Source organism: Bradyrhizobium sp. F1.13.3 (assembly GCF_040548265.1).
Classification (GTDB): domain Bacteria; phylum Pseudomonadota; class Alphaproteobacteria; order Rhizobiales; family Xanthobacteraceae; genus Bradyrhizobium.
The window spans coordinates 154,456-175,228 of record NZ_JBEPRI010000011.1 but is presented as its reverse complement, the minus strand read 5'-3'; the positions used below and the strand labels follow the sequence as shown (position 1 = coordinate 175,228).

The 20,773-nt window shown below is 63.5% G+C and carries 16 protein-coding genes; 8 read left to right on the top strand and 8 right to left on the bottom strand.

Going from position 1 to position 20,773, the window contains the following annotated elements; genetic code table 11:
* Window positions 1–62: 62 nt before the first annotated feature.
* From ABIB66_RS27425 to metF, 4 genes are all read right to left on the bottom strand, one after another.
* Window positions 63–830, bottom strand: coding sequence for a hypothetical protein (locus ABIB66_RS27425; RefSeq protein WP_354101104.1), 768 nt, complete (start codon window positions 828–830; stop codon window positions 63–65).
* Window positions 812–943 carry a hypothetical protein gene (locus ABIB66_RS27420; RefSeq protein ID WP_256379063.1) on the bottom strand — a complete coding sequence of 44 codons (132 nt, stop codon included), beginning with the start codon at window positions 941–943 and terminating at the stop codon, window positions 812–814. Before ABIB66_RS27420 ends, ABIB66_RS27425 begins: the two co-directional genes overlap by 19 nt.
* A 508-nt stretch (window positions 944–1,451) precedes the next feature.
* Window positions 1,452–5,315 carry a methionine synthase gene (gene metH / locus ABIB66_RS27415; RefSeq protein WP_354209506.1) on the bottom strand — a complete coding sequence of 1,288 codons (3,864 nt, stop codon included), beginning with the start codon at window positions 5,313–5,315 and terminating at the stop codon, window positions 1,452–1,454.
* 6 nt (window positions 5,316–5,321) lie between these two features.
* Complete coding sequence (gene metF, locus ABIB66_RS27410) at window positions 5,322–6,242, bottom strand: methylenetetrahydrofolate reductase [NAD(P)H] (protein WP_354209505.1); 921 nt, start codon at window positions 6,240–6,242, stop codon at window positions 5,322–5,324.
* A 391-nt stretch (window positions 6,243–6,633) separates the two neighbouring features.
* Between metF and ABIB66_RS27405 the strand changes: the two genes are divergently transcribed.
* Window positions 6,634–7,647, top strand: a complete 1,014-nt coding sequence (locus tag ABIB66_RS27405) for an LLM class flavin-dependent oxidoreductase (RefSeq protein ID WP_354209504.1) — start codon at window positions 6,634–6,636, stop codon at window positions 7,645–7,647.
* Window positions 7,648–7,716: 69 nt separating this feature from the next.
* Here the strand turns inward: ABIB66_RS27405 and ABIB66_RS27400 are convergent, their stop codons facing one another.
* Complete coding sequence (locus tag ABIB66_RS27400) at window positions 7,717–8,562, bottom strand: prephenate dehydratase (RefSeq protein ID WP_085351723.1); 846 nt, start codon at window positions 8,560–8,562, stop codon at window positions 7,717–7,719.
* A 21-nt stretch (window positions 8,563–8,583) separates the two neighbouring features.
* A complete protein-coding gene (locus ABIB66_RS27395) occupies window positions 8,584–9,324 on the bottom strand; it encodes a 3-deoxy-manno-octulosonate cytidylyltransferase (RefSeq protein WP_354209503.1) in 741 nt (246 codons plus the stop codon).
* A 220-nt stretch (window positions 9,325–9,544) separates the two neighbouring features.
* Between ABIB66_RS27395 and ABIB66_RS27390 the strand changes: the two genes are divergently transcribed.
* The 6 genes from ABIB66_RS27390 (at window position 9,545) to ABIB66_RS27365 (ending at window position 18,037) form a co-directional block, all read left to right on the top strand.
* Window positions 9,545–10,099: a c-type cytochrome gene (locus tag ABIB66_RS27390; protein ID WP_354209502.1), complete on the top strand. Its 555-nt coding sequence runs from the start codon at window positions 9,545–9,547 to the stop codon at window positions 10,097–10,099.
* Between the two features lie 212 nt (window positions 10,100–10,311).
* Window positions 10,312–12,213, top strand: coding sequence for an extracellular solute-binding protein (locus ABIB66_RS27385; protein ID WP_354209501.1), 1,902 nt, complete (start codon window positions 10,312–10,314; stop codon window positions 12,211–12,213).
* A 14-nt stretch (window positions 12,214–12,227) separates the two neighbouring features.
* Complete coding sequence (locus ABIB66_RS27380) at window positions 12,228–14,108, top strand: extracellular solute-binding protein (protein WP_354209500.1); 1,881 nt, start codon at window positions 12,228–12,230, stop codon at window positions 14,106–14,108.
* On the top strand, window positions 14,105–15,214 hold the full coding sequence (locus tag ABIB66_RS27375) for a microcin C ABC transporter permease YejB (RefSeq protein WP_007605353.1): 1,110 nt from the start codon (window positions 14,105–14,107) through the stop codon (window positions 15,212–15,214). Before ABIB66_RS27380 ends, ABIB66_RS27375 begins: the two co-directional genes overlap by 4 nt.
* Entirely contained in the window at window positions 15,214–16,395 is a 1,182-nt protein-coding gene (locus tag ABIB66_RS27370; protein ID WP_354209499.1) for an ABC transporter permease, read from the top strand. The genes ABIB66_RS27375 and ABIB66_RS27370 overlap by 1 nt, the downstream gene beginning before the upstream one ends.
* A 4-nt stretch (window positions 16,396–16,399) precedes the next feature.
* Window positions 16,400–18,037, top strand: a complete 1,638-nt coding sequence (locus tag ABIB66_RS27365) for an ABC transporter ATP-binding protein (protein WP_275172297.1) — start codon at window positions 16,400–16,402, stop codon at window positions 18,035–18,037.
* A gap of 5 nt (window positions 18,038–18,042) precedes the next feature.
* Here ABIB66_RS27365 and ABIB66_RS27360 read toward each other — a convergent pair whose 3' ends face one another.
* Both ABIB66_RS27360 and ABIB66_RS27355 read right to left on the bottom strand, forming a co-directional pair.
* Window positions 18,043–18,921, bottom strand: coding sequence for a C40 family peptidase (locus tag ABIB66_RS27360; protein ID WP_354209498.1), 879 nt, complete (start codon window positions 18,919–18,921; stop codon window positions 18,043–18,045).
* Window positions 18,914–20,287, bottom strand: coding sequence for a leucyl aminopeptidase family protein (locus tag ABIB66_RS27355; protein ID WP_354209497.1), 1,374 nt, complete (start codon window positions 20,285–20,287; stop codon window positions 18,914–18,916). Before ABIB66_RS27355 ends, ABIB66_RS27360 begins: the two co-directional genes overlap by 8 nt.
* 202 nt (window positions 20,288–20,489) lie before the next feature.
* Here ABIB66_RS27355 and ABIB66_RS27350 point away from each other — a divergent pair, with 202 nt between their 5' ends.
* Window positions 20,490–20,693: a hypothetical protein gene (locus ABIB66_RS27350; protein ID WP_354209496.1), complete on the top strand. Its 204-nt coding sequence runs from the start codon at window positions 20,490–20,492 to the stop codon at window positions 20,691–20,693.
* Window positions 20,694–20,773: the final 80 nt, after the last annotated feature.

Sequence of the window (20,773 nt, the reverse complement as noted above, 5' to 3'; positions counted from 1 at the left end):
GGCGACCGCCATTGGTCGCAGCCAGCGCGCGTTGCGTTCATGGCAGGGGGACGGCGCGGATTTTATCTCCTCGTGCAGGGCTTGATCTCGCCCGAGGCAGAGTGCATCACGATCGGATTTGGCGACAGTCTGATGCCAAAGAACAATTGGGAGCCGGAGACCTTGTCGTTCGCCCCCTCATGGACGTCAAGATCGAGCTTCGTCGCGATCTCGGATGTCAGTTTGGCCCGCTCCTCCATCGAAATCGTATTCTGATATTTGATCTCGTAGACGACGTCGGCCTCCAGCACGGACCGCGTCTGGCACACGACGGCGCCGCTCGAAACGTTCTGGGTGACCGCGTCCTCACACTCGGCCTTGAGCAAGGCGTTGCGGGCAGAGATCAGCGACTCGTCCGATATCAGCAGAATGTTGGCGTTCTCGAGCTTGAGGTTGACGGCCTCGACCTGCTGCATTCCGGCGACAGCCGACAGCTTGTCCCTGACCTGGGCCGACACGTCGAGCTTTTTCTCAAGCGACTGCTTCAGGTCCCGGTCGACGGTCCGCGATTTCTGGATCTTGCCGGTCAGCAGCGTTGGATCGACCTCGCAAGTCGGATGCAGCTCCAGCCGGCCGTTGCTGAGATACTCGATCGTGTTGATCGTGCCGGGGCCGCCGAACGTGCTTGGCGGCACCACCTCGAAATATCCGGTCTCGGAGAGGATGGCCGTGATGGTTTGCTTCTTTCGCGGGAAGCCGACAAAGACCGCGACCATCACGAGGCCGATCGCGACAAAGACCCCGCTACCGAGCCAAAGCCATTTGCGGCTTGCTACTTTCCCGGGCAGCACAACTGATTTTTCTCGCCGCATGGCACATAGCCTTTCGGACAGTCCGCCGCGGCAATCGTGGGCAGCACGACGAGAGCGATCGCGGCGACGAACGGTGCAATGAACTGCTTCATATGTTCGATCCCAAGCAAATCGTCGGTTGAAGGTAGTAGGCCGAGAGAGTAGCGAACCAAGGTTGAGCGGACAAGTGAACGAGTTCACACGCGTCCGATTCTTGCGAGGGCGCATCTGCAGCTGTTCGATGTGTTGCGTCGTTCCGGTACAGGTTGAGCATTTGCTGCACCGTCGTCCTGGCGAAAGCCGGGACCCATTACCACCGGGTCACTTGGCGAAGATTGGTCGTTCGGTATTGCCAGCGATCGTCATCGATGAATCACGCGGTATGGGTCTTGGCCTTCGCCAGGACGACACCGAACGGACGACACCGAACGTGTGGCACGCGCCCATGATCGCGACGGACGAGGCAGCGAGTGTCAAACGGGCGCGGTCGGCGATCATGCATTCATACAGGTGTTTTGCCCGACGCCGCAAGCCATTTCGGCAAGACCGAAAATGATTGAGCCTTTTCAACCTCATGTCTACTGTGCATGGGGTTGATTTTCGCTTTTTGTTTGGAGGCGCCTAACCCGCGCCCGCGCGCTTCTTCTGCCAGACCAAATGCACCGCGCAGGTGCAGCCCGGCGGATGCGAGGCAAGCTCCTTCGACGTCTCGTCGTTCGCAGGCGTTGCCGCGAATGCCGCCTTGTCGCTCGCGCCCTCTCGCACCGGGATGTAGTTCAGGATCGGCGCGAGCCAGCGCTCGGCCTCGGCGACGCTCATGCCCTTGCGCGCGGCATAATCCTCGACCTGGTCGCGCTCGATCTTGCCGACGCCGAAATAATAGCTCTCGGGACTGGCGAGATAGAGCCCCGACACGGAAGAGCCCGGCCACATCGCAAAGCTCTCGGTCAGCTTCACGCCTGCGGTTTTCTCGGCGTCGAGCAGTTCGAACAGCGTGGCCTTCTCGGTGTGATCGGGCTGCGCGGGATAGCCGGGGGCGGGACGGATGCCCTGGTACTTTTCTAGGATCAACTCGTCGGTCGAGAGCGCCTCGTCCGGCGCATAGGCCCAGAACTCGCGGCGGACGCGGGCATGCATGCGCTCGGCGAAGGCCTCCGCAAGGCGGTCGGCCAGCGCCTTGCACAGGATCGAGGAGTAGTCGTCATTGGCCATCTTGAATCGATCGGCCACCACATCCTCGCCGATGCCGGCGGTGACGACGAAGCCGCCGACATAATCGGGCACGCCGGTGGTGGCAGGCGCGACGAAGTCGGACAGCGCGGCGTTGAAACGGCCCTCGCGCTTCTCGAGCTGCTGGCGCAGCGTGTGCAGCGTCGCGATCGTCCTGGTCCGGCTCTCGTCGGCATAGAGCACGATGTCGTCGCCCTCGGCGTTCGCCGGCCAGAAGCCGACGGTGGCCCGCGCCCGGAACCATTTTTCCTCGACGATCAGGTCGAGCATCTTGCGCGCGTCGTCGTAGAGCGAGCGCGCGACCTCGCCGACCTTGGCATCGTCGAGGATGGCGGGGAAGCGCCCGGCGAGCTCCCAGGTCTGGAAGAACGGCGTCCAGTCAATATAGGGCACGAGCTCGGCGAGATCGTAGTCGTCAAAGCTCCTGGTGCCGAGGAAGGTCGGCTTCACCGGCTTGTTCGCGGCAAAGTCGACCGGCACGCGGTTGGCGCGGGCGGTCGCCAGCTTCAGCCGCTTCTTGTCGGCCTGGGCGCGCATATGCGCATCCGAGATCTTTGCGTATTCGGCGCGGACTTCGGCGGCGTAGGCCTCGCGCCTCTCGGGCGACAGCAGAGCAGACGCAACACCAACCGCGCGGCTGGCGTCGTTGACATGCACCACGGGGCCGGCGCGATAGCTCGGGTCGATCTTCACGGCCGTATGCACGCGGCTCGTCGTCGCGCCGCCGATCAACAGCGGCAGCTTGAGGCCTTCGCGCTGCAATTCGCCGGCGAAGAACGCCATCTCGTCGAGCGATGGCGTGATCAGGCCTGACAGCCCGACGATGTCGGCCTTCTCCGCCTTCACGGTCTCGACGATCTTGGCCGCCGGCACCATCACGCCGAGGTCGATGACCTCGTAATTGTTGCACTGGAGCACGATGCCGACGATGTTCTTGCCGATGTCGTGGACGTCGCCCTTGACGGTCGCGAGCACGATCTTGCCGGCGGACGAGGAGCCTTCCGTGCCGATGCCGTTGGCGAGATTGCGCGCCTTCTCCTCTTCCATGAACGGCATCAGCCAGGCGACGGCCTGCTTCATCACGCGGGCCGACTTCACCACCTGCGGCAGGAACATCTTGCCGTCACCGAAGAGATCGCCGACCACGTTCATGCCGGCCATCAACGGTCCCTCGATCACGTCGAGCGGGCGCTTCGAAGCCTTGCGGGCCTCTTCGGTATCCTGCTCGATGAACTCGGTGATGCCGTGCACCAGCGAATGCGACAGCCGCTTCGCCACCGGCCATTCGCGCCAAGCGAGATCGGCTTCCTTGGTCTGGGTCTTGTTGCCGCGGAATCGTTCCGCGAGCGCCAGCAGACGCTCGGACGCACCGGGGTCGCGGTTGAGAATGACGTCTTCGCAGACCTGGCGCAATTCCGGATCGATGTCGTCATAGACGATCATCTGCCCGGCATTGACGATGCCCATGTCCATGCCGGCCTTAATGGCGTGATACAGGAACACCGAGTGCATCGCCTCGCGCACCGGCTCGTTGCCGCGGAACGAGAACGACAGATTGGACACGCCGCCAGAAATGTGCGCGCCCGGCAGGTTCTTGCGGATCCAGCGCGTCGCCTCGATGAAGTCGACCCCGTAATTGTTGTGCTCCTCGATGCCGGTCGCGATCGCGAAAATATTCGGATCGAAGATGATGTCTTCCGGCGGGAAGCCGACGCGGTTCACCAGGATGTCGTAGGCGCGCTTGCAGATCTCGGTCTTGCGGGCGAACGTGTCGGCCTGGCCGACCTCGTCGAACGCCATCACCACGACGGCCGCGCCGTGACGGCGGGCGATCCTGGCCTCGTGAATGAATTTGTCCTCGCCTTCCTTCATCGAGATCGAGTTGACGACCGGCTTGCCCTGCACGCATTTCAGGCCGGCCTCGATCACAGAGAATTTCGAGCTGTCGACCATGACGGGGACGCGGGCGATGTCGGGCTCGGCGGCGACGAGGTTGAGGAAGGTCACCATCGCGGCTTCCGAGTCCAGGAGACCCTCGTCCATGTTGACGTCGATGATCTGCGCGCCGTTCTCGACCTGGTCGCGCGCGACCTGCAGCGCGGCGGTGTAGTCGCCGGCGGTGACCAGCTTGCGGAAGCGGGCGGAACCGGTGACGTTGGTGCGCTCGCCGACGTTCACGAAAGGAATGGCGTCGGTCAGGATGAACGGCTCGAGGCCGGAGAGCCGCAAGCGAGGTCCGATCTCCGGCACGATGCGCGGCTTGTGCGGCGCGACCGCAGCGGCAATCGCAGCGATATGGTCCGGCGTGGTGCCGCAGCAGCCGCCGACGATGTTGACCAAACCATCACGCGCGAACTCGCCGACCAGGCGGGCCATGTATTCCGGGGTCTCGTCATACTGGCCGAACTCGTTGGGCAGGCCGGCATTGGGATAAGCACAAACGAGCGTGTCGGCGACGCGGCCGATATCGGCGATATGCGCGCGCAGATCTTCCGCACCGAGCGCGCAGTTGAAGCCGATGGTGACGGGCTTGGCGTGCTGTACCGAATGCCAGAACGCTTCCGGCAGCTGGCCGGATAGCAGGCGGCCGGACTTGTCGGTGATGGTGCCCGACACCATCACCGGCATGTCGATGCCGCGTTCTTCCGTGATCTCGGCAATGGCGTAAAGCGCCGCCTTGGCGTTCAGCGTGTCGAAGATGGTCTCGACCAGCAGCAGATCGACGCCGCCGTCGAGCATGCCGTTGATCTGCTCGCCATAGGATTTGCGCAGATCGTCGAACGTGACGGCGCGGTAGCCGGGATTGGAAACGTCGGGCGAGATCGACGCGGTGCGGTTGGTCGGTCCGATGGCGCCGGCGACGAAGCGCGGCTTGCCGTCCTCGGCTTCGACGCGGCGCGCGGCGTTGCCGGCGAGGCGGGCGCCTTCGCGCGCCATCTCGTAGACGATGTCGCCGAGATCGTAATCGGCCTGCGCAATCGAGGTCGTGGAGAAGGTGTTGGTGGCGACGATGTCGGCGCCGGCACGCAGATAGGCGGCGTGGATGTCCTCGATCGCCTGCGGCTGGGTCAGGATCAAGAGGTCGTTGTTGCCGCGCAAATCGCGATGGAAGGTCTTGAAGCGCTCGCCGCGAAAGGCAACCTCGTCGAACTGGAGATTCTGGATCATCGTGCCCATGGCGCCGTCGAGCACGAGAATGCGCTCGCGCGCGGCGTTGAGCAGGGCGGTTCGCTTGGGAGAGGTGGATACGGTCATGGTGTCTTAAGCCGCCTTCTGCGCGCTCTTGGCGCGAATGCCGAGCAAATGGCTGATCGCGAACACGAGATCGGCGCGGTTCATGGTGTAGAAATGGAAGGTGTCGACGCCGTGCTTCGCGAGCTTCTGCACCTGGCCGGCGGCGACGGTGGCCGCCACCAGCTTGCGGGTCTCGGCGTCCTCGTCGAGCCCCTCGAACTTCGCGGCGAACCAGTCCGGCACGGAGGTGCCGGCGCGGGTGACGAAGGCTCGCGCCTGCTTGAAATTATGCATGGGCATGATGCCCGGCACGATCGGGATGTTGATCCCGCGCGCGCGCACGCGGTCGAGATAACGGAAATAGAGCTCGTTATCGAAGAACACCTGCGTGATCGCGCGGGTCGCGCCCGCATCGACCTTGGCCTGCAGGGTGTCGATGTCATCGTCGAAGTCGCGCGCCTCGGGGTGCTTCTCAGGGTATGCCGAGACCGACACCTCGATATCGCCGTGCCGCTTCTTGATGCCGGCGACGAGGTCGGCGGAGCTCTGGTAGCCGTCGGGATGGCTGGAATAGGCCGTGCCGATGCCGCCCGCGGGATCGCCGCGCAGGCCGACGATGTGGCGGACGCCGACCTCGTGATAGCGGTCGACGATCTCGTCGATCTCCCCGCGCGAGGCGCCGACGCAGGTCAGATGCGCCGCCGGCAGCAGCGCAGTCTCCTTGAGGATGCGCGAGATGGTCGCGTGGGTGCGCTCACGGGTCGAGCCGCCGGCGCCATAGGTCACCGAGACGAATTTCGGGTCGAGCGGGGCCAGCCGGTTGATGGTGTCCCAGAGATTGCGCTCCATATCTTCCGTCTTGGGCGGAAAGAACTCGAACGAAATCGCAGGCCGCTTCAGGTGCCCGTCTTGCCCGTCGGTATGGGCAGGCATCGTCGCGTCAGTCATGGGCACCACTCACTCCAAGGGCTCGCAGGGTCGTTGGCGGCCGGCGGTCAGGTCTAGATTGGGAGAGGTCAAGATAAGCCAAAGCGGTCGCACTCGACAGCCCATCAGGGATGGGAAATTGCCCACTTTCATTTAGACAATAGAAAATTACCTGCAGATTCAGATAGAGGTGGGATGAGAGCAGTCAGTTGAAACTATAGATATATCAGATGTATAATGGTGATGTGGGGCTACTTGACACGAGATCGTGAGGTGGGCAGTATGAAAATTGCGATATCAGCGTGACCTCTGTCCCAACGCCGCGGCGAAGTCGCGCGAGCCCCTGGCCTGCACGTCAGACCTGCGCGCCCTGCCATTGCCGCTGCGCCGCCCTCCGCTACCTTAGCGCGCGATGATCCCGCTCTCAGTCCTCGACCTCTCCGTCGTCACAACAAGCACAATGCCCGCCGCGGCGCTGCGCAACAGCATCGACCTGGCGCGCCATGTCGACGGGCTCGGCTATGTCCGCTACTGGCTCGCCGAGCATCACAACCTCGCCTCGGTCGCGAGTCCAGCGCCCGACGTGATGATCGGGCAGATCGCGGCGGTGACGAAGCACATCCGCGTCGGCTCCGGCGGCGTGATGCTGCCCAATCACGCGCCGCTGGTCGTGGCCGAGCGCTTCAAGATGCTGGAGGCGTTGTTTCCCGGCCGCATCGATCTCGGCCTCGGTCGCGCCCCCGGCACCGACGGTGCCACGGCCTATGCGCTGCGCAGCCGGCTCGACCGTCGCGAAGGCGACGATTTCCTGGAGCGGCTGCACGAATTGATCCTGTGGCAGACCCGGGAATTCCCCTCGGGCCATCCCTACCACAACGTCGTCGCGATGCCCGACGATACGCCGTTGCCGCCGATCTGGCTGCTCGGCTCGAGCGATTATTCGTCGGAGCTCGCCGCGCAGGTCGGCATGGGCTTCGCATTCGCGCATCATTTTGCGTCCCACGATGCGATCGATGCGATGGTGCATTATCGCAATCGTTTTCAGCCCTCGGCCTGGAGCGCGAGCCCGCGCGCGATCCTCGCGGTCGCCGTCATCACGGCCGACACGGATGAGGAAGCCGAAAAGCTCGCCGCGTCTTTCGACCTCAACCGCCTGCGCCGCGATCGCGGCCAGTATCTTCCGTTGCCGAGCGTCGAAGAAGCGCTGGCCTATCCCTATACCGACTCGGAGCGCACCTCGATGCGGCGCAACCGTTCCCGTCTGTTCGTCGGCAGCCCGGCAACCGTGCGGACAACGCTCCAGCCGTTGATCGATGCGAGCAAGCCGGACGAGTTGATGGTGATCACCGCCGTGTATGATCACGAGGCGCGAAAGAAATCCTATTCGCTGCTGGCGGAGGCGTTCGGGCTTAAGGCGGTCGGATAAGGCACTCGTGCCCCTGCGCCTCGCAGCCTCTGGGTCCCGGCTTGCGCTTCGCGCGTCCGGGACACGAAACTATTCCATCGTCGCGCGGAACGGGTGACCCGGATACACGCCGACGATGCGGAATTCGCGCGAGAAGAATTTCAGCTCCTCGATCGCGAAAGCGAGGCCCTTGTCCTCGGGGTGGCCGTCGACGTCGGCGTAAAACTGGGTGGCGAAGAAATTGCCGTCGACCATGTAGCTCTCGAGTTTGGTCATGTTCACGCCGTTGGTGGCAAAGCCCCCGAGCGCCTTGTAGAGCGCGGCCGGCAAATTGCGCACCCGAAACACAAAAGTCGTGACTAGCGGACCGGAGCCCTGTGCGGCCCATTTCGGTTCGCGCGCCAGCACCACGAAGCGTGTGGTGTTGTGGGCCTCGTCCTCGATGTCCTCAGCCAAAATGTCGAGGCCGTAGATCTGCGCGGCGAGGCGCGAGGCGATCGCGGCGACGGACTTATCGTTACGCTCGGAAATGTCGCGGGCGCTGCCGGCGGTGTCGGCGTGCACGATGGGCTTGATGCCGAGCTTGCGAATGATGCGCCGGCATTGGCCGAGCGCGTGCACATGGCTCTCGACGCTCTTGATGTCTTCGAGCCTGGTCCCCTTCACCGCCATCAGCTGATGCCGGACCGGCAGAAACCATTCACCGATGATGAAGAGGCCGGAGGCCGGGAGCAAATGATGGATGTCGGCGACGCGGCCTGCGACCGAATTCTCGATCGGGATCATGCCGAGATCGGCCTCGCCCGACGAGATCGCCGACAAGGCGTCCTCGAAGGTGGCGCAGGGCATCGGCTCGGCGTCGGGATAGGCCTCGACGATGGCGATGTGGGAATTGGCGCCAGGCTCGCCCTGGAATGCGATTTTCAGCTTGCTCATGCTCGGCCTTGTAACAGCGGCTCAGGATTTGGAAAGGATGCTGCGGGCGGTTTCCAGGTCCGCCGGCGTGTCGACCCCGCGGGGCACGGTATCGACAATGGTGAAGTCGATGCGCATTCCGGCCTCGAGCGCCCGGAGCTGCTCGAGCTTCTCCTGCAGTTCCAGCGGCGAAGGCGGCAGTGAGACGTAGCGCTCCAGCGCGGCGCGGCGATAGGCGTAGAGGCCGATATGGTGGTAACGCGGCCCGTCGCCGGTCGGCGCGGTTGCGCGGGTGAAATAAAGTGCGCGCATGCGTCTGCCCCCGAGCGAGGTCCCGATCGCCTTCACGACGTTCGGCGCGAGATCCTCCTCCTCGGTGTGGATTTGCGAAGCCAGCGTTGCGATATCCACGGCGGGGTCTTGCAGCGGCGGCAGTACCTCGCGGATATTGTCGATCGTGATGGTCGGGAAATCGCCCTGGAGATTGACCACGATCTCGGCCTTGCCGTCCGGATCGAGCTTCTGCATGGCCTCGTGGATGCGGTCGGAGCCGGAGGGGTGCTCCGGGCGGGTCATCACGGCCTCGCCGCCATGGGCGGTCACGACGGACGCGATCTCCGCGGTGTCGGTTGCGACCGCGACCCGGCCTATCCCGGCGGCCTCGGCGCGGCGCATCACGTGCACGATCATCGGCTGCCCCGCGATATCGGCGAGCGGCTTGCCGGGCAGGCGGGTCGCGGCCATGCGGGCCGGGATCAGCACCAGGATGCGAGGATCGGTCATCGGGTCAAGGGCCTGGAAACGGGGCGTTTTCCGCGCCGGGAAATGGGGTGGGGACGGGCGTGAAGCCCGCTCGCTTATACGGGTTGCCAGACCCCGGGCAAACCGATATCTCAATGGCAAAACTCGGGGAAACAATTAAGGAACGTTGATTCTTCGAGGCTCGTCCTGGCGGCCGCTTTGGGCCGCTCGATCCTTCTTGCGGTGTGGGGCCTGGCCGGAAATGGACTCTTTCGAACTGAACAAGATTCTCGGTGCCGTGCTCGGCACCTGTCTCCTTCTGCTGGTGACGAGCTTCACCGCGAATGCGCTGTTCTCGCCCAAGATGCCGGAAAAGCCGGGCTTCGAGATCGCCGCGAAGGAAGACGCCGGCCACGGCAAGGAAGGCGGCGCTGCCGCCGCGGCTGCCGAGCCGATCGAAAAGCTGCTCCAGACCGCCTCGGTCGAGAAGGGCGCCTCCGCCGCCAAAAAGTGCGGCGCCTGCCACACCTTCGAGAAGGGCGGCCCGAATCGTGTCGGTCCTAATCTCTATGGCGTCGTCGGCGAGAAGCGGGGCGAGGGCCGTGGCGGCTTCAACTTCTCGGCTGCCATGAAGGCCAAGGGCGGCACCTGGACGTTTGACGATCTCAACAAGTTCATCGCCAGCCCGAAGGGCTTCATCCCCGGCACCGCAATGGGCTTCGCCGGCATTCCCAAGGATTCCGAGCGTGCCGACGTCATTGCCTATCTGAATTCGCTCTCGGAGCATCCGCAGCCGCTGCCGACGGCCTCAAAGTAAAAGCCTCGAAACCCCATCTTGGACTATGCGGCCGGGCTGAAAAGCCTGGCCGTTTTTATATCCGGGCCGCGCGGTGACGTTATCAGGGCGTTTGGCCGCACCGGATGGAGCGGCCGGGCTTCCAAGATGAGGAAAAAGCAACATATTCCGTCGAAACCTCGCCTATATTGGGAACTTAAAGGAGTAGCCTCCTTCAAGACAGGAATGTGGATTTGGCCATTACCCGACGCGATCTCCTGCTCACCGGCACCGCTGCCGCAGCGCTCCCCGTCCTTGGTTCCGTAGGGGGCCTTCCCGTCGTCGGCGCGGCACACGCGCAATCCGCCAGTGAGCTGACCTGGCGACACGCGCTGTCGCTGTTCGGACAGGTCAAATACCCCGCCGACTTCAAGCGCTTCGACTACGTCAATCCGGAAGCGCCCAAAGGCGGCGTCGCACGCCAGATCGCCGTCGGCACATTCGACAATTTCAACATCGTCGTCTCCGGTGTGAAGGGGCAAGTCGCCGGTGCCGTGGCATTCATCTACGAATCCCTCACGACGGCCTCGCTCGACGAAGTCTCGACCGAATACGGCGCGCTGGCCGAGGCCGTCAGCCATCCGGATGATTTCTCCTCCGTGACTTACCGCTTGCGGCCGCAAGCCAAATGGCATGACGGCAAGCCTGTTACCGTGGACGACGTGATCTTCTCGCTCGATTCGTTCAAGAAGCACCACCCGATGTACTCGGCCTATTATAGCCATGTGGTGAAGGCCGAGAAGGTCGGTGAGCGCGAGGTGAAATTCGTGTTCGACGCACCGGGCAATCGCGAGCTGCCGCAGATTGTCGGGCAGCTCACGGTCCTGCCGAAGCATTGGTGGGAAGGAACGGACCCGCAGGGCCGGAAGCGCGATGTCTCCGCCACCACGCTCGAAGTGCCGCTGGGGTCGGGCCCCTACCGGGTCAAGGAATTCGTTGCCGGACGGTCGATCGCGCTGGAGCGCGTGAAGGATTATTGGGGGCGCGACCTCGCGGCCAATGTGGGCCGAAATAATTTCGACGAGCTGCGCTATGAGTATTTCCGCGACGCCACCGTGGCGATCGAGGCCTTCAAGGCCGATCAGGTCGATTGGCGCACCGAGAACAGCGCGAAGAACTGGGCGACGGCCTACGACTTCCCGGCCGTCACCGAAAAGCGCGTGATCCTCGAGGAGTTCGCCAATCGCAGCTCGGGCGTCATGCAGGCCTTCGTGCCGAACCTGCGCCGCGCCAAGTTCAAAGATGCGCGCGTGCGACGCGCGCTTAATTACGCGTTCGACTTCGAGGAGATGAACAAGCAGATCTTCTACGGCCAATACAAGCGCATCAGCAGTTATTTCGACGGCATCGATGAGCTGATGGCGACCGGGTTGCCGCAGGGCAAGGAGCTCGAGATCCTCCAGACGGTCCGCGCCGAGGTCCCGCCCGAAGTCTTCACGACGGCCTATACCAATCCAGTCGGCGGCAGTCCGGAAGCCGTGCGCGACAATCTGCGCGAGGCACTGCGCTTGTTCAAGGAAGCCGGCTACGAGGTGCGCGACCGCAAGCTGATCGACGTCAAGACCGGCGCTCAGTTCTCGCTTGAGCTGCTGAACTCGGATCCGAGCTTTGAGCGGATCACGCTGTTCTACAAGCCGTCGCTGGAACGGCTCGGCATTGCCGTCAGCGTGCGGACAGTGGATCCCACCCAGTATGAGAACAGGACGCGCGAGTGGGATTTCGACATCGTCACCAACTCCTGGGGCGAGTCGCAGTCGCCGGGCAACGAGCAGCGCGAATTCTGGTCATCGAAGACGGCCGACATCGCCGGTTCACGCAATATTACCGGCATCAAGAATCCGGCGGTCGACAAGCTGATTGAGCGGGTGATCTACGCCAAGGGTCGCGACGATCTCGTCGCGGCAACCAAGGCACTCGACCGCGTGCTGCTGTGGAATCACTACGTCGTGCCGCAGTGGACTTATACGAAGGTGCGCACCGCGCGCTGGGATCGCTTCGGTCGGCCGGCGGAATTGCCCAAATACGGTCAGTCCGGCTTTCCGTTCATCTGGTGGTACGACGCGGACAAGGCGGCGCGGATCGCAAAGAAGTCGTGAGGGGCATTTCTCGCATGACGCAGCTTTCACGCCGGCATGTGCTGGCCCTGGGTGTCGGTGGCGCGTTCAGCGCCGCCCGGCTGCGGGGCGCGACAGCGTCCGAGATGCCCGCCGAGGCCCACGGCATGTCGGCCTTCGGCGACCTCAAATATCCCGCCGATTTCCATCACTTCGACTACGTCAATGTCGACGCGCCGAAGGGCGGCACTTTTTCGCTGATCCCGTCGGTGCGCGCCTACAACCAGTCCTACCAGACCTTCAACTCGCTCAATGCCTTCATCCTCAAAGGCGACGGCGCGCAGGGCATGGATATGACCTTTGTGCCGCTGATGGTGCGAGCCAACGACGAACCGGACGGGATGTACGGGCTTGCCGCGAAATCTGTAAATATATCGGCGGACAGGCTGGTCTACCGCTTCACGATACGGCCCGAGGCGAAATTCCATGACGGCACCAAGCTCACCGCTCACGACGCGGCGTTTTCGCTGACGTCGCTGAAGGCCAAGGGGCACCCACTGATCATCGTGCAGATGCGCGACATGGTCCGCGCGGAAGCCGTCGACGAGGCGACGCTTGTCGTCACTTTTGCTAAGGGACGCGCGCGTGACGTGCCGCTCTATGTGGCGAGCCTGCCGATCTTCTCGAAAGCCTACTATGCCTCCCGTCCGTTCGACGAAACGTCTCTGGAGATCCCGTTGGGTTCGGGCCCGTACAAGGTCGGCAAGTTCGAGGTCAACCGCTACATCGAATACGAGCGCGTCAAGGATTGGTGGGCTGCCGATCTGCCCCCCTGTCGCGGTAGCTACAATTTCGACGTTGTACGCTACGAATTCTACCGGGACCGCGATGTCGCCTTCGAAGGTTTCACCGGCAAGAACTATCTCTACCGCGAGGAGTTCACCTCCCGTCTCTGGGCGACGCGCTACGACTTCCCTGCGGTGAAGGACGGTCGCGTCAAGATGGAGGTCGTACCCGACGACACGCCGTCCGGTGCACAAGGATGGTTCATCAACACGCGGCGCGACAAGTTCAGGGATCCTCGGGTACGAGAGGCACTGATCGACGCCTTCGACTTCGAGTGGACCAACAAGACCATCATGTACGGTGCTTATGCCCGCACGGTGTCGCCATTTCAGAACTCGGACCTCATGGCCAGCGGCGGGCCTCCGCCGCCGGAAGAGTTGAAGCTGCTCGAGCCGTTTCGCGGCCAGATTCCCGACGAGGTGTTCGCCGCGCCGTTCACGCCGCCGGTCTCGGACGGCTCCGGGCAGGACCGCAGCCTGCTGCGCAAGGCGCAGCAATTGCTCAGCGACGCCGGCCTGCCGATCAAGGACGGCAAGCGGGTGCTGCCGAACGGCGAGATATTCAGGATCGAATTTCTGTTGGACGAGCCTTCATTCCAGCCGCACCATGGGCCCTACATCAAGAATCTCGCGACGCTCGGCATCGAAGCGAGCGTGCGCCTCGTCGATGCCGTACAACACAAGGCGCGCCAGGAAGATTTCGACTTCGATATGACGATTCAACGCTTCAGCATGTCGGCGACGCCGGGCGATGCCATGCGCTCGTTCTTCTCGTCGCAGGTCGCGGCAACGAAGGGTTCGTACAATCTCGCGGGCATCGCCAGTCCTGCCATCGATGCCATGATCGAGAAGATCATGGCGGCTGACTCCCGCGAGGAATTGACCGTCGCCTGCCGCGCCTTCGATCGCCTGTTCCGTGCCGGCCGTTATTGGGTGCCGCAATGGTATAACAAGACGCACCGGCTTGCTTATTGGGACCAGTTCGGCCGTCCGCAGAAGCTGCCGCGTTATGCCAACGGAGTCGGCGCCCCCGACATCTGGTGGCATGATGGCGGCAAGGCCGCCAAGCTCGAGCAGGCGAAACAGCCATGAGCGCCTATATCGCCCGCCGTATCCTGCTGATGATCCCGACCTTGCTCGGGATCCTCTTCGTCTCCTTCATCGTCGTGCAGTTCGCGCCGGGTGGCCCGGTCGAGCGCGTGATCGCGCAGCTCTCGGGTGCCGACACCGGCGGTACCTCGCGCATTTCGGGCGGCAGCGACTTTGCGCAGCGCGCCCCGGGGCAACTGGGCGCGGGCGGCGATGCCATCAATTCGAAATATCGCGGCGCGCAAGGCCTCGATCCCGATTTCATCAAAAAGCTGGAGGTGCAGTTCGGCTTCGACAAGCCGGCGCCGGAGCGCTTCGCGCTGATGGTCTGGAACTTCGCCCGCTTCGATTTCGGCAAGAGCTATTTCCGCGACGTCAGCGTGCTGCAGCTCGTCAAGGAGAAGTTGCCGGTCTCGATCTCGCTCGGCATCTGGCTGACGCTGCTCACCTACCTGATCTCGATTCCGCTCGGCATCCGCAAGGCGGTCAGGGACGGGACGCGCTTCGACACCTGGACCTCGAGCGTGCTCGTGCTCGGCTATGCCATTCCCGGCTTCCTGTTCGCGATCCTGCTGATCATCCTGTTTGCCGGCGGTTCGTTCTTCAACTGGTTCCCGCTGCGCGGACTGACGTCAGACGGCTGGTCGCAGTTTCCGTGGTACTGGAAGATCATCGATTACTTCTGGCATTTGACGCTGCCGCTGATCGCCATGGGGCTCGGTGCGTTCACCACCATGACGTTCCTGACCAAGAACTCGTTTCTGGACGAGATCCGCAAGCAATACGTGATGACCGCGCGCGCGAAAGGCTGCAGCGAGAATCGGGTGCTCTATGGTCACGTCTTCCGCAACGCGATGCTCATCGTCATCGCCGGCTTTCCCAGCACCTTCATTCACGCCTTCTTCTCGGGCTCGCTTCTGATCGAGACCATCTTCTCGCTGGACGGGCTGGGACTGCTCAGTTTCGAGAGCGTTCTCAACCGCGACTACCCCGTCGTGTTCGGTACGCTCTTCATCTTTTCGCTCGTCGGCCTCGTGATCAACCTGATCTCTGACCTGACCTATATGTGGATCGATCCGCGGATCGATTTCGAGGCGCGGGAGGTCTGATGACACTGGCCGCCCCTACCACGCCGATCGAAACCACTGCGAAATCGCCGCTCGGCGACGCCGTGCCGATGACGCGCAAACCGTTCGTGCCATCGCCGCTCAACAGGCGCCGCTGGCAGAATTTTAAGGCGAACTGGCGCGGCTATTGGTCGTTCTGGATCTTCCTGATCCTGTTTGTGGTATCGCTGTTCGCTGAGTTGATCGCCAATGATCGGCCGTTCCTGATCAAATATGATGGCCACCTCTATTGGCCGTCCGTCGTCACCTATTCGGAAACCACTTTCGGCGGCGACTTCGAAACGGCAGCCGACTATCGCGATCCCTATTTGCAGAAGTTGATCAAGGACAAGGGTGGCAGCATCGTCTGGCCGCTGATCCGCTATTCCTACGACACCCACAATCTCGATCTGCCGACGCCCGCGCCGTCGCGGCCGACCTGGATGTTGACGGAAGCGCAGTGCAAGCCTGTGGTCGAGAAGAAAGGCCTCAAGAGCTGCCGCGATCTCGAATACAACTGGCTCGGCACCGACGATCAGGGCCGCGACGTGGTCGCGCGGCTGATCTACGGCTTCCGCATTTCGGTGCTGTTCGGCCTCTGCCTGACCATCGTCTCCTCCGTCGTCGGCATCGCGGCCGGCGCGGTACAGGGTTATTTCGGCGGCTGGATCGACCTGTTGTTTCAGCGTTTCATCGAGATATGGACTGCGATCCCTTCGCTCTATCTGTTGCTAATCCTGTCGTCGGTGCTCGTACCCGGTTTCTTCGTGCTTCTCGGCATCCTGCTGTTGTTTTCCTGGGTGTCGCTGGTCGGACTCGTCCGCGCGGAATTCCTGCGCGGGCGCAATTTCGAGTACATCCAGGCGGCGCGCGCGCTCGGCGTGTCGAACAAGGTCATCATGTTCCGGCATCTGTTGCCGAACGCGATGGTCGCGACCATGACGTTCCTGCCTTTCATCGTGTCGAGTTCGGTGATGACGCTGACGGCGCTCGATTTCCTCGGGTTCGGATTGCCGCCCGGCTCGCCGTCGCTCGGCGAGTTGCTGTCGCAGGGCAAGTCCAACGTGCAGGCGCCCTGGCTCGGTTTCTCCGGCTTCTTCTCGGTTGCGATCATGCTGTCGCTCTTGATCTTCATCGGCGAGGCCGTGCGCGACGCCTTCGATCCGCGCAAGACGTTCAGGTAGGCCAATGGACGCGATCAATCAGCCTTTGCTCAGCGTGCGCGAGCTCTCGGTTGCCTTCCACCAGGGCGGCGCCACCACGCTCGCGGTCGACAAGGTCTCGTTCCAGATCAGGCGCGGCGAGTGCGTGGCGCTGGTCGGCGAGTCCGGCTCCGGCAAGTCGGTCAGCGCGCTTTCGATCCTCAAACTCTTGCCCTATCCGAACGCCTCGCATCCCTCGGGCAGCATCCGCTTCAAGGGACAGGAACTGATCGACCGGTCGGAGCAGGAGATGCGGGAGATTCGCGGCAGCGACATCTCGATCATCTTCCAGGAGCCGATGACCTCGCTCAATCCACTGCACACGATCGAGGCGCAGATCGGCGAGATCATCCAGCTGCACAATCCGACCAGCAATGCCGAGGCGCGCAGGCGGACGCTGGAATTGCTGACGCAGGTCGGCATTCCCGAGCCCGAAACGCGGCTGAAGAGCTATCCGCACCAGCTCTCCGGCGGCCAGCGCCAGCGCGTGATGATCGCGATGGCGCTCGCCAACGAGCCGGACCTCCTGATCGCGGACGAGCCGACCACGGCGCTCGACGTCACCGTGCAGGCGCAGATCCTGACGCTGCTCGCAGAGATTCGCAGCCGGCTCGGCATGAGCCTGCTCTTCATCACCCACGATCTCGGCATCGTGCGCCGCATCGCCGACCAGGTCTGCGTCATGAAGGGCGGCGAGATCGTCGAGCAGGGGCCGGTTGAGCAGGTCTTCAAGAGCCCGAAGCATCCCTATACGCGCGACTTGCTCGCCGCGGAACCGAAGCCGGATCCGGCGCCGCCGCAGCCGGATGCGCCGGTGGTGATGTCGGCCGATGACCTCAAGGTCTGGTTTCCGATCAAGCGCGGGTTGATGCGCAAGACGGTCGGTCACATCAAAGCGGTCGACGGCGTCAGCATCGCCGTGCGCAAGGGCGAGACGCTTGGCGTCGTCGGCGAGTCCGGCTCGGGCAAGACCACGCTGGGGCTCGCATTGCTGCGGCTGATCTCCTCGAACGGACGCATTGTGTTCCTGGGAAAGGATATCCAGGGTCTCCGCTTCAAGGAGATGCGGCCGTTCCGACGCGACATGCAGATCGTGTTCCAGGATCCGTTCGGCTCGCTCAGCCCGCGCATGTCGGTCGCCGACATCGTCGCCGAAGGCCTCACCGTGCATCAGCCGCAGCTCTCGCGCGGCGAGCGTGAGGAGCGCGTCGTCAAGGCGCTCGAGGACGTCGGATTGAAGCCGGATACCCGCAACCGTTATCCGCATGAATTCTCCGGCGGCCAGCGCCAGCGCATCAGCATCGCGCGGGCGGTGGTGCTGGAGCCGGATTTCGTCGTGCTGGACGAGCCGACCAGTGCGCTCGACATGCTGATTCAGGCGCAGATGGTCGATCTGCTGCGTGAATTGCAGCGCCGTCGCGATCTCACTTACATGTTCATCTCGCACGATCTGCGCGTCGTTGCCTCGCTCGCCAGCCATCTGATCGTGATGCGCGGCGGCAAGGTGGTCGAGGAAGGCCAGGCCGCCGAGCTCTTCAAGAATCCGAAGACGGATTACACGCGCGCGCTGTTTGCGGCGGCGTTCCGGCTGGAGACGGCGGGGAACGGATCGGCGGCGACTTAGCGCCGTCAGAGCCGCTTGATCGCGATGACCTCGCTGCCGGCTTGCTTGATCCGTGCGATGGCCGGCTCGATTGGTTCGATCACCGTTGCCATGTGATACGCATTGGCGTGAACCATCGTGCCGGCGTCGCTGACGATGGCGACGTGGCCCTTCCAGAAAATGAGATCGCCGCGCAGCAAGCTCATCTGCTCATGCGGCTCCAGCGCGCGGCCGAGCCCGGCCTGCTGCATGTCGCTGTCACGCGGGCAGCCGATCCCCGCCGATGTCAGCGAGACCTGGACGAGGCCGGAGCAATCGACGCCAAGGCTACTCTTTCCACCCCAGAGATAGGGCGTGCCGACGAAACGCTCGGCGACTCCGACGAAATCCGGCTCGCGATGACCGAGCGGGACGAGATGAGCCTTCGGCAGATATTGTCCGTCGCGCGTCACGGCGAAGCTGCCGTCCTCGCGTGCAACCGCGATCTTCGATCCGATCACCAGCGTGTCTGCCGGCGGCAGCTTGATCGAGGGACCGGGGAAGGCAAGGGTTCGCAGCGCAACGACCATATGGGTCGGGGCAGCCGAGGGCTTCATCAGCGCTGCGTCCGGCAGCCACCCGACATAGCCGTCACCGGAAAGTTGACCCCACGCCCAGCCTTCGCCGTTGCGGTCGTAGACCGTGACACGCTCGCCGCGCAACGCTTGTGTCATCAGCATCGCGTTCGGCGACGGCTGCTCGCGCACGGGCGCGATCGCCTCGATTATCTCGAATTCCTCGCCCGTGACGAAGCGCTCCGCCTGCACCTTGCCTTCGAGATACTTTGCGGCGAGGTCGCCGCGCGCGGGTGTCAGCCTTGGATCGTGGCTTGGATCGTATTTTGGATCGAGTCCTGGATCACGCATAGCGCTCGCTCAGCAATGCGTAGATCGCGCGCGCGGCCTGGCACTCGCCGCCCTCGGGGCGTGCGGGCTTCGCCGACGGCGTCCAGCCGTAGATGTCGACATGCAGCCAGCTCTTGGCCTGTTCGACGAAGCGCTGCAGGAACAGCGCACAGATGATCGAGCCGGCAAAGCCGCCGGACGGTGCGTTGGTGATGGTGGCCGTCTTAGAGTCCAGCCACGCATCGTAAGGCGGCCACAGCGGCATGCGCCACAACGGATCGTTCTCCTTCACCGCGCATCGTGCGACGTCGGCGGCAAGCGTCTCATCATTGGTGTAAAAGGGCGGTAAATCCGGCCCCAGCGCGACGCGTGCCGCTCCCGTCAGCGTGCCGAGATCGATTAGCAGGTCCGGCCTTTCCTCGTCCGCAAGCGCCAGCGCGTCGGCGAGCACCAGCCGCCCCTCCGCGTCCGTATTGCCGATCTCGACAGTGATGCCCTTGCGCGAGGTGAAGATGTCGAGCGGGCGGAAGGCATTCCCCGCCACCGCGTTCTCCACGGCCGGGATCAGCACGCGCAGCCGCACCTTCAGCTTCGCATCCATCACCATGCGCGCCAGAGCCAGCACGTTGGCGGCGCCCCCCATGTCCTTCTTCATGATCAGCATGCCGCTCGACGGCTTCAGGTCGAGCCCGCCGGTGTCGAAGCAGACGCCCTTGCCGACCAGCGTCACCTTGGGATGAGCCGGGTCGCCCCAACCGATGTCGATCAGCCGCGGCGCGCGGTCCGAGGCCATGCCGACGGCGTGGATCAGCGGAAAATTCGTCTTCAAGTCGTCACCGATGGTGCAGGCAAAGCTTGCGCCGAATTCGGCGGCGAGATCTTGCGCGGCTGCGGCCAGCTCCTCCGGCCCCATGTCGTTGGCCGGCGTGTTGATGAGGTCGCGCGCCAGCATTGCGGCGTCCGCCATGCGGTTGATCTCGGTCGCGTCGACGCCGTCGGGTGGCACGAGGCGGACCTCGGGGCGATCGGCCTTGCGGTACCGGGCGAAGCGGTAGCTGCCAAGCGCGAAGGCGAGCGCGGCGAGCCGTGCATCGTGCGGCGCATTGGCGAAGCGATAAATGCCTGGTGGCAGCAGGCCGGGCAGGGCGCCCGGTCGGAACAGGTCGCGCGATCTTGCACCTTCGTCCTCGAGCCCGAACAGCACTTGCGCGATCGCGCCATCGGGCGCGGGCAGCGCGAGATAGCCACCCGGCTTTGCGGTAAACGCGCTCGCAGTGGCAAACTGGCGTTGCGCCGCCGGTAGCCCCTCGGCGACCTGATCCCAGCTCGATTTGGTGACGAAGGTGATCGGGATGGCGGTAGGCGACGTCTCGAAGACAGAAGGCATTGGCGGGTCCGGATCGTCAGATCGAGCGGGTCATACGAGCGGACGAGATTTCGCAGAGTTTCGTCGCCGCCGCAATCAGCTTTGCTGCCATCGTTCAGCGATTCGCTACTCGCAGTAAGGGGGCCATGCTAGGTTCCGGCAACGGCCGTCGGGTGCGGAGATCTCCGGCGGCCGACGACAAAGCCGGCCGGGAGGAAATGCAATGGAATTTGTGTGGAGCGCGGTCACATTCATCGGCCAGGCGGTCGAGGCGATTTTTGGCTATGTCGAGCATCATCATTGGATATTCGCGTTCCTTGCCGGTGGTTACGTCTTCTATCTCCACGACCGCTCCGTTCACGCGCGGTTCGATGCGCTCGACAAGCGCATTGACGAAATCCGCAAGCGGCTCGCCATCGAATATTGAGCTGATGAGCGAAACCATCATCGGGCGGAACCCGTATCTCATGCGGTTCACGCGAGCTGCCGCAGGGCTTTACTAGCGCT

Bases quoted from the DNA above. Each gene is read 5' to 3' on its own strand.
- ABIB66_RS27420 (WP_256379063.1), bottom strand. From the start codon at position 943: ATGAAGCAGTTCATTGCACCGTTCGTCGCCGCGATCGCTCTCGTCGTG.
- metH (WP_354209506.1), bottom strand. From the start codon at position 5,315: ATGACCGTATCCACCTCTCCCAAGCGAACCGCCCTGCTCAACGCCGCG.
- metF (WP_354209505.1), bottom strand. From the start codon at position 6,242: ATGACTGACGCGACGATGCCTGCCCATACCGACGGGCAAGACGGGCAC.
- ABIB66_RS27405 (WP_354209504.1), top strand. From the start codon at position 6,634: ATGATCCCGCTCTCAGTCCTCGACCTCTCCGTCGTCACAACAAGCACA.
- ABIB66_RS27400 (WP_085351723.1), bottom strand. From the start codon at position 8,562: ATGAGCAAGCTGAAAATCGCATTCCAGGGCGAGCCTGGCGCCAATTCC.
- ABIB66_RS27395 (WP_354209503.1), bottom strand. From the start codon at position 9,324: ATGACCGATCCTCGCATCCTGGTGCTGATCCCGGCCCGCATGGCCGCG.
- ABIB66_RS27390 (WP_354209502.1), top strand. From the start codon at position 9,545: ATGGACTCTTTCGAACTGAACAAGATTCTCGGTGCCGTGCTCGGCACC.
- ABIB66_RS27380 (WP_354209500.1), top strand. From the start codon at position 12,228: ATGACGCAGCTTTCACGCCGGCATGTGCTGGCCCTGGGTGTCGGTGGC.
- ABIB66_RS27375 (WP_007605353.1), top strand. From the start codon at position 14,105: ATGAGCGCCTATATCGCCCGCCGTATCCTGCTGATGATCCCGACCTTG.
- ABIB66_RS27370 (WP_354209499.1), top strand. From the start codon at position 15,214: ATGACACTGGCCGCCCCTACCACGCCGATCGAAACCACTGCGAAATCG.
- ABIB66_RS27365 (WP_275172297.1), top strand. From the start codon at position 16,400: ATGGACGCGATCAATCAGCCTTTGCTCAGCGTGCGCGAGCTCTCGGTT.
- ABIB66_RS27360 (WP_354209498.1), bottom strand. From the start codon at position 18,921: ATGCGTGATCCAGGACTCGATCCAAAATACGATCCAAGCCACGATCCA.
- ABIB66_RS27355 (WP_354209497.1), bottom strand. From the start codon at position 20,287: ATGCCTTCTGTCTTCGAGACGTCGCCTACCGCCATCCCGATCACCTTC.
- ABIB66_RS27350 (WP_354209496.1), top strand. From the start codon at position 20,490: ATGGAATTTGTGTGGAGCGCGGTCACATTCATCGGCCAGGCGGTCGAG.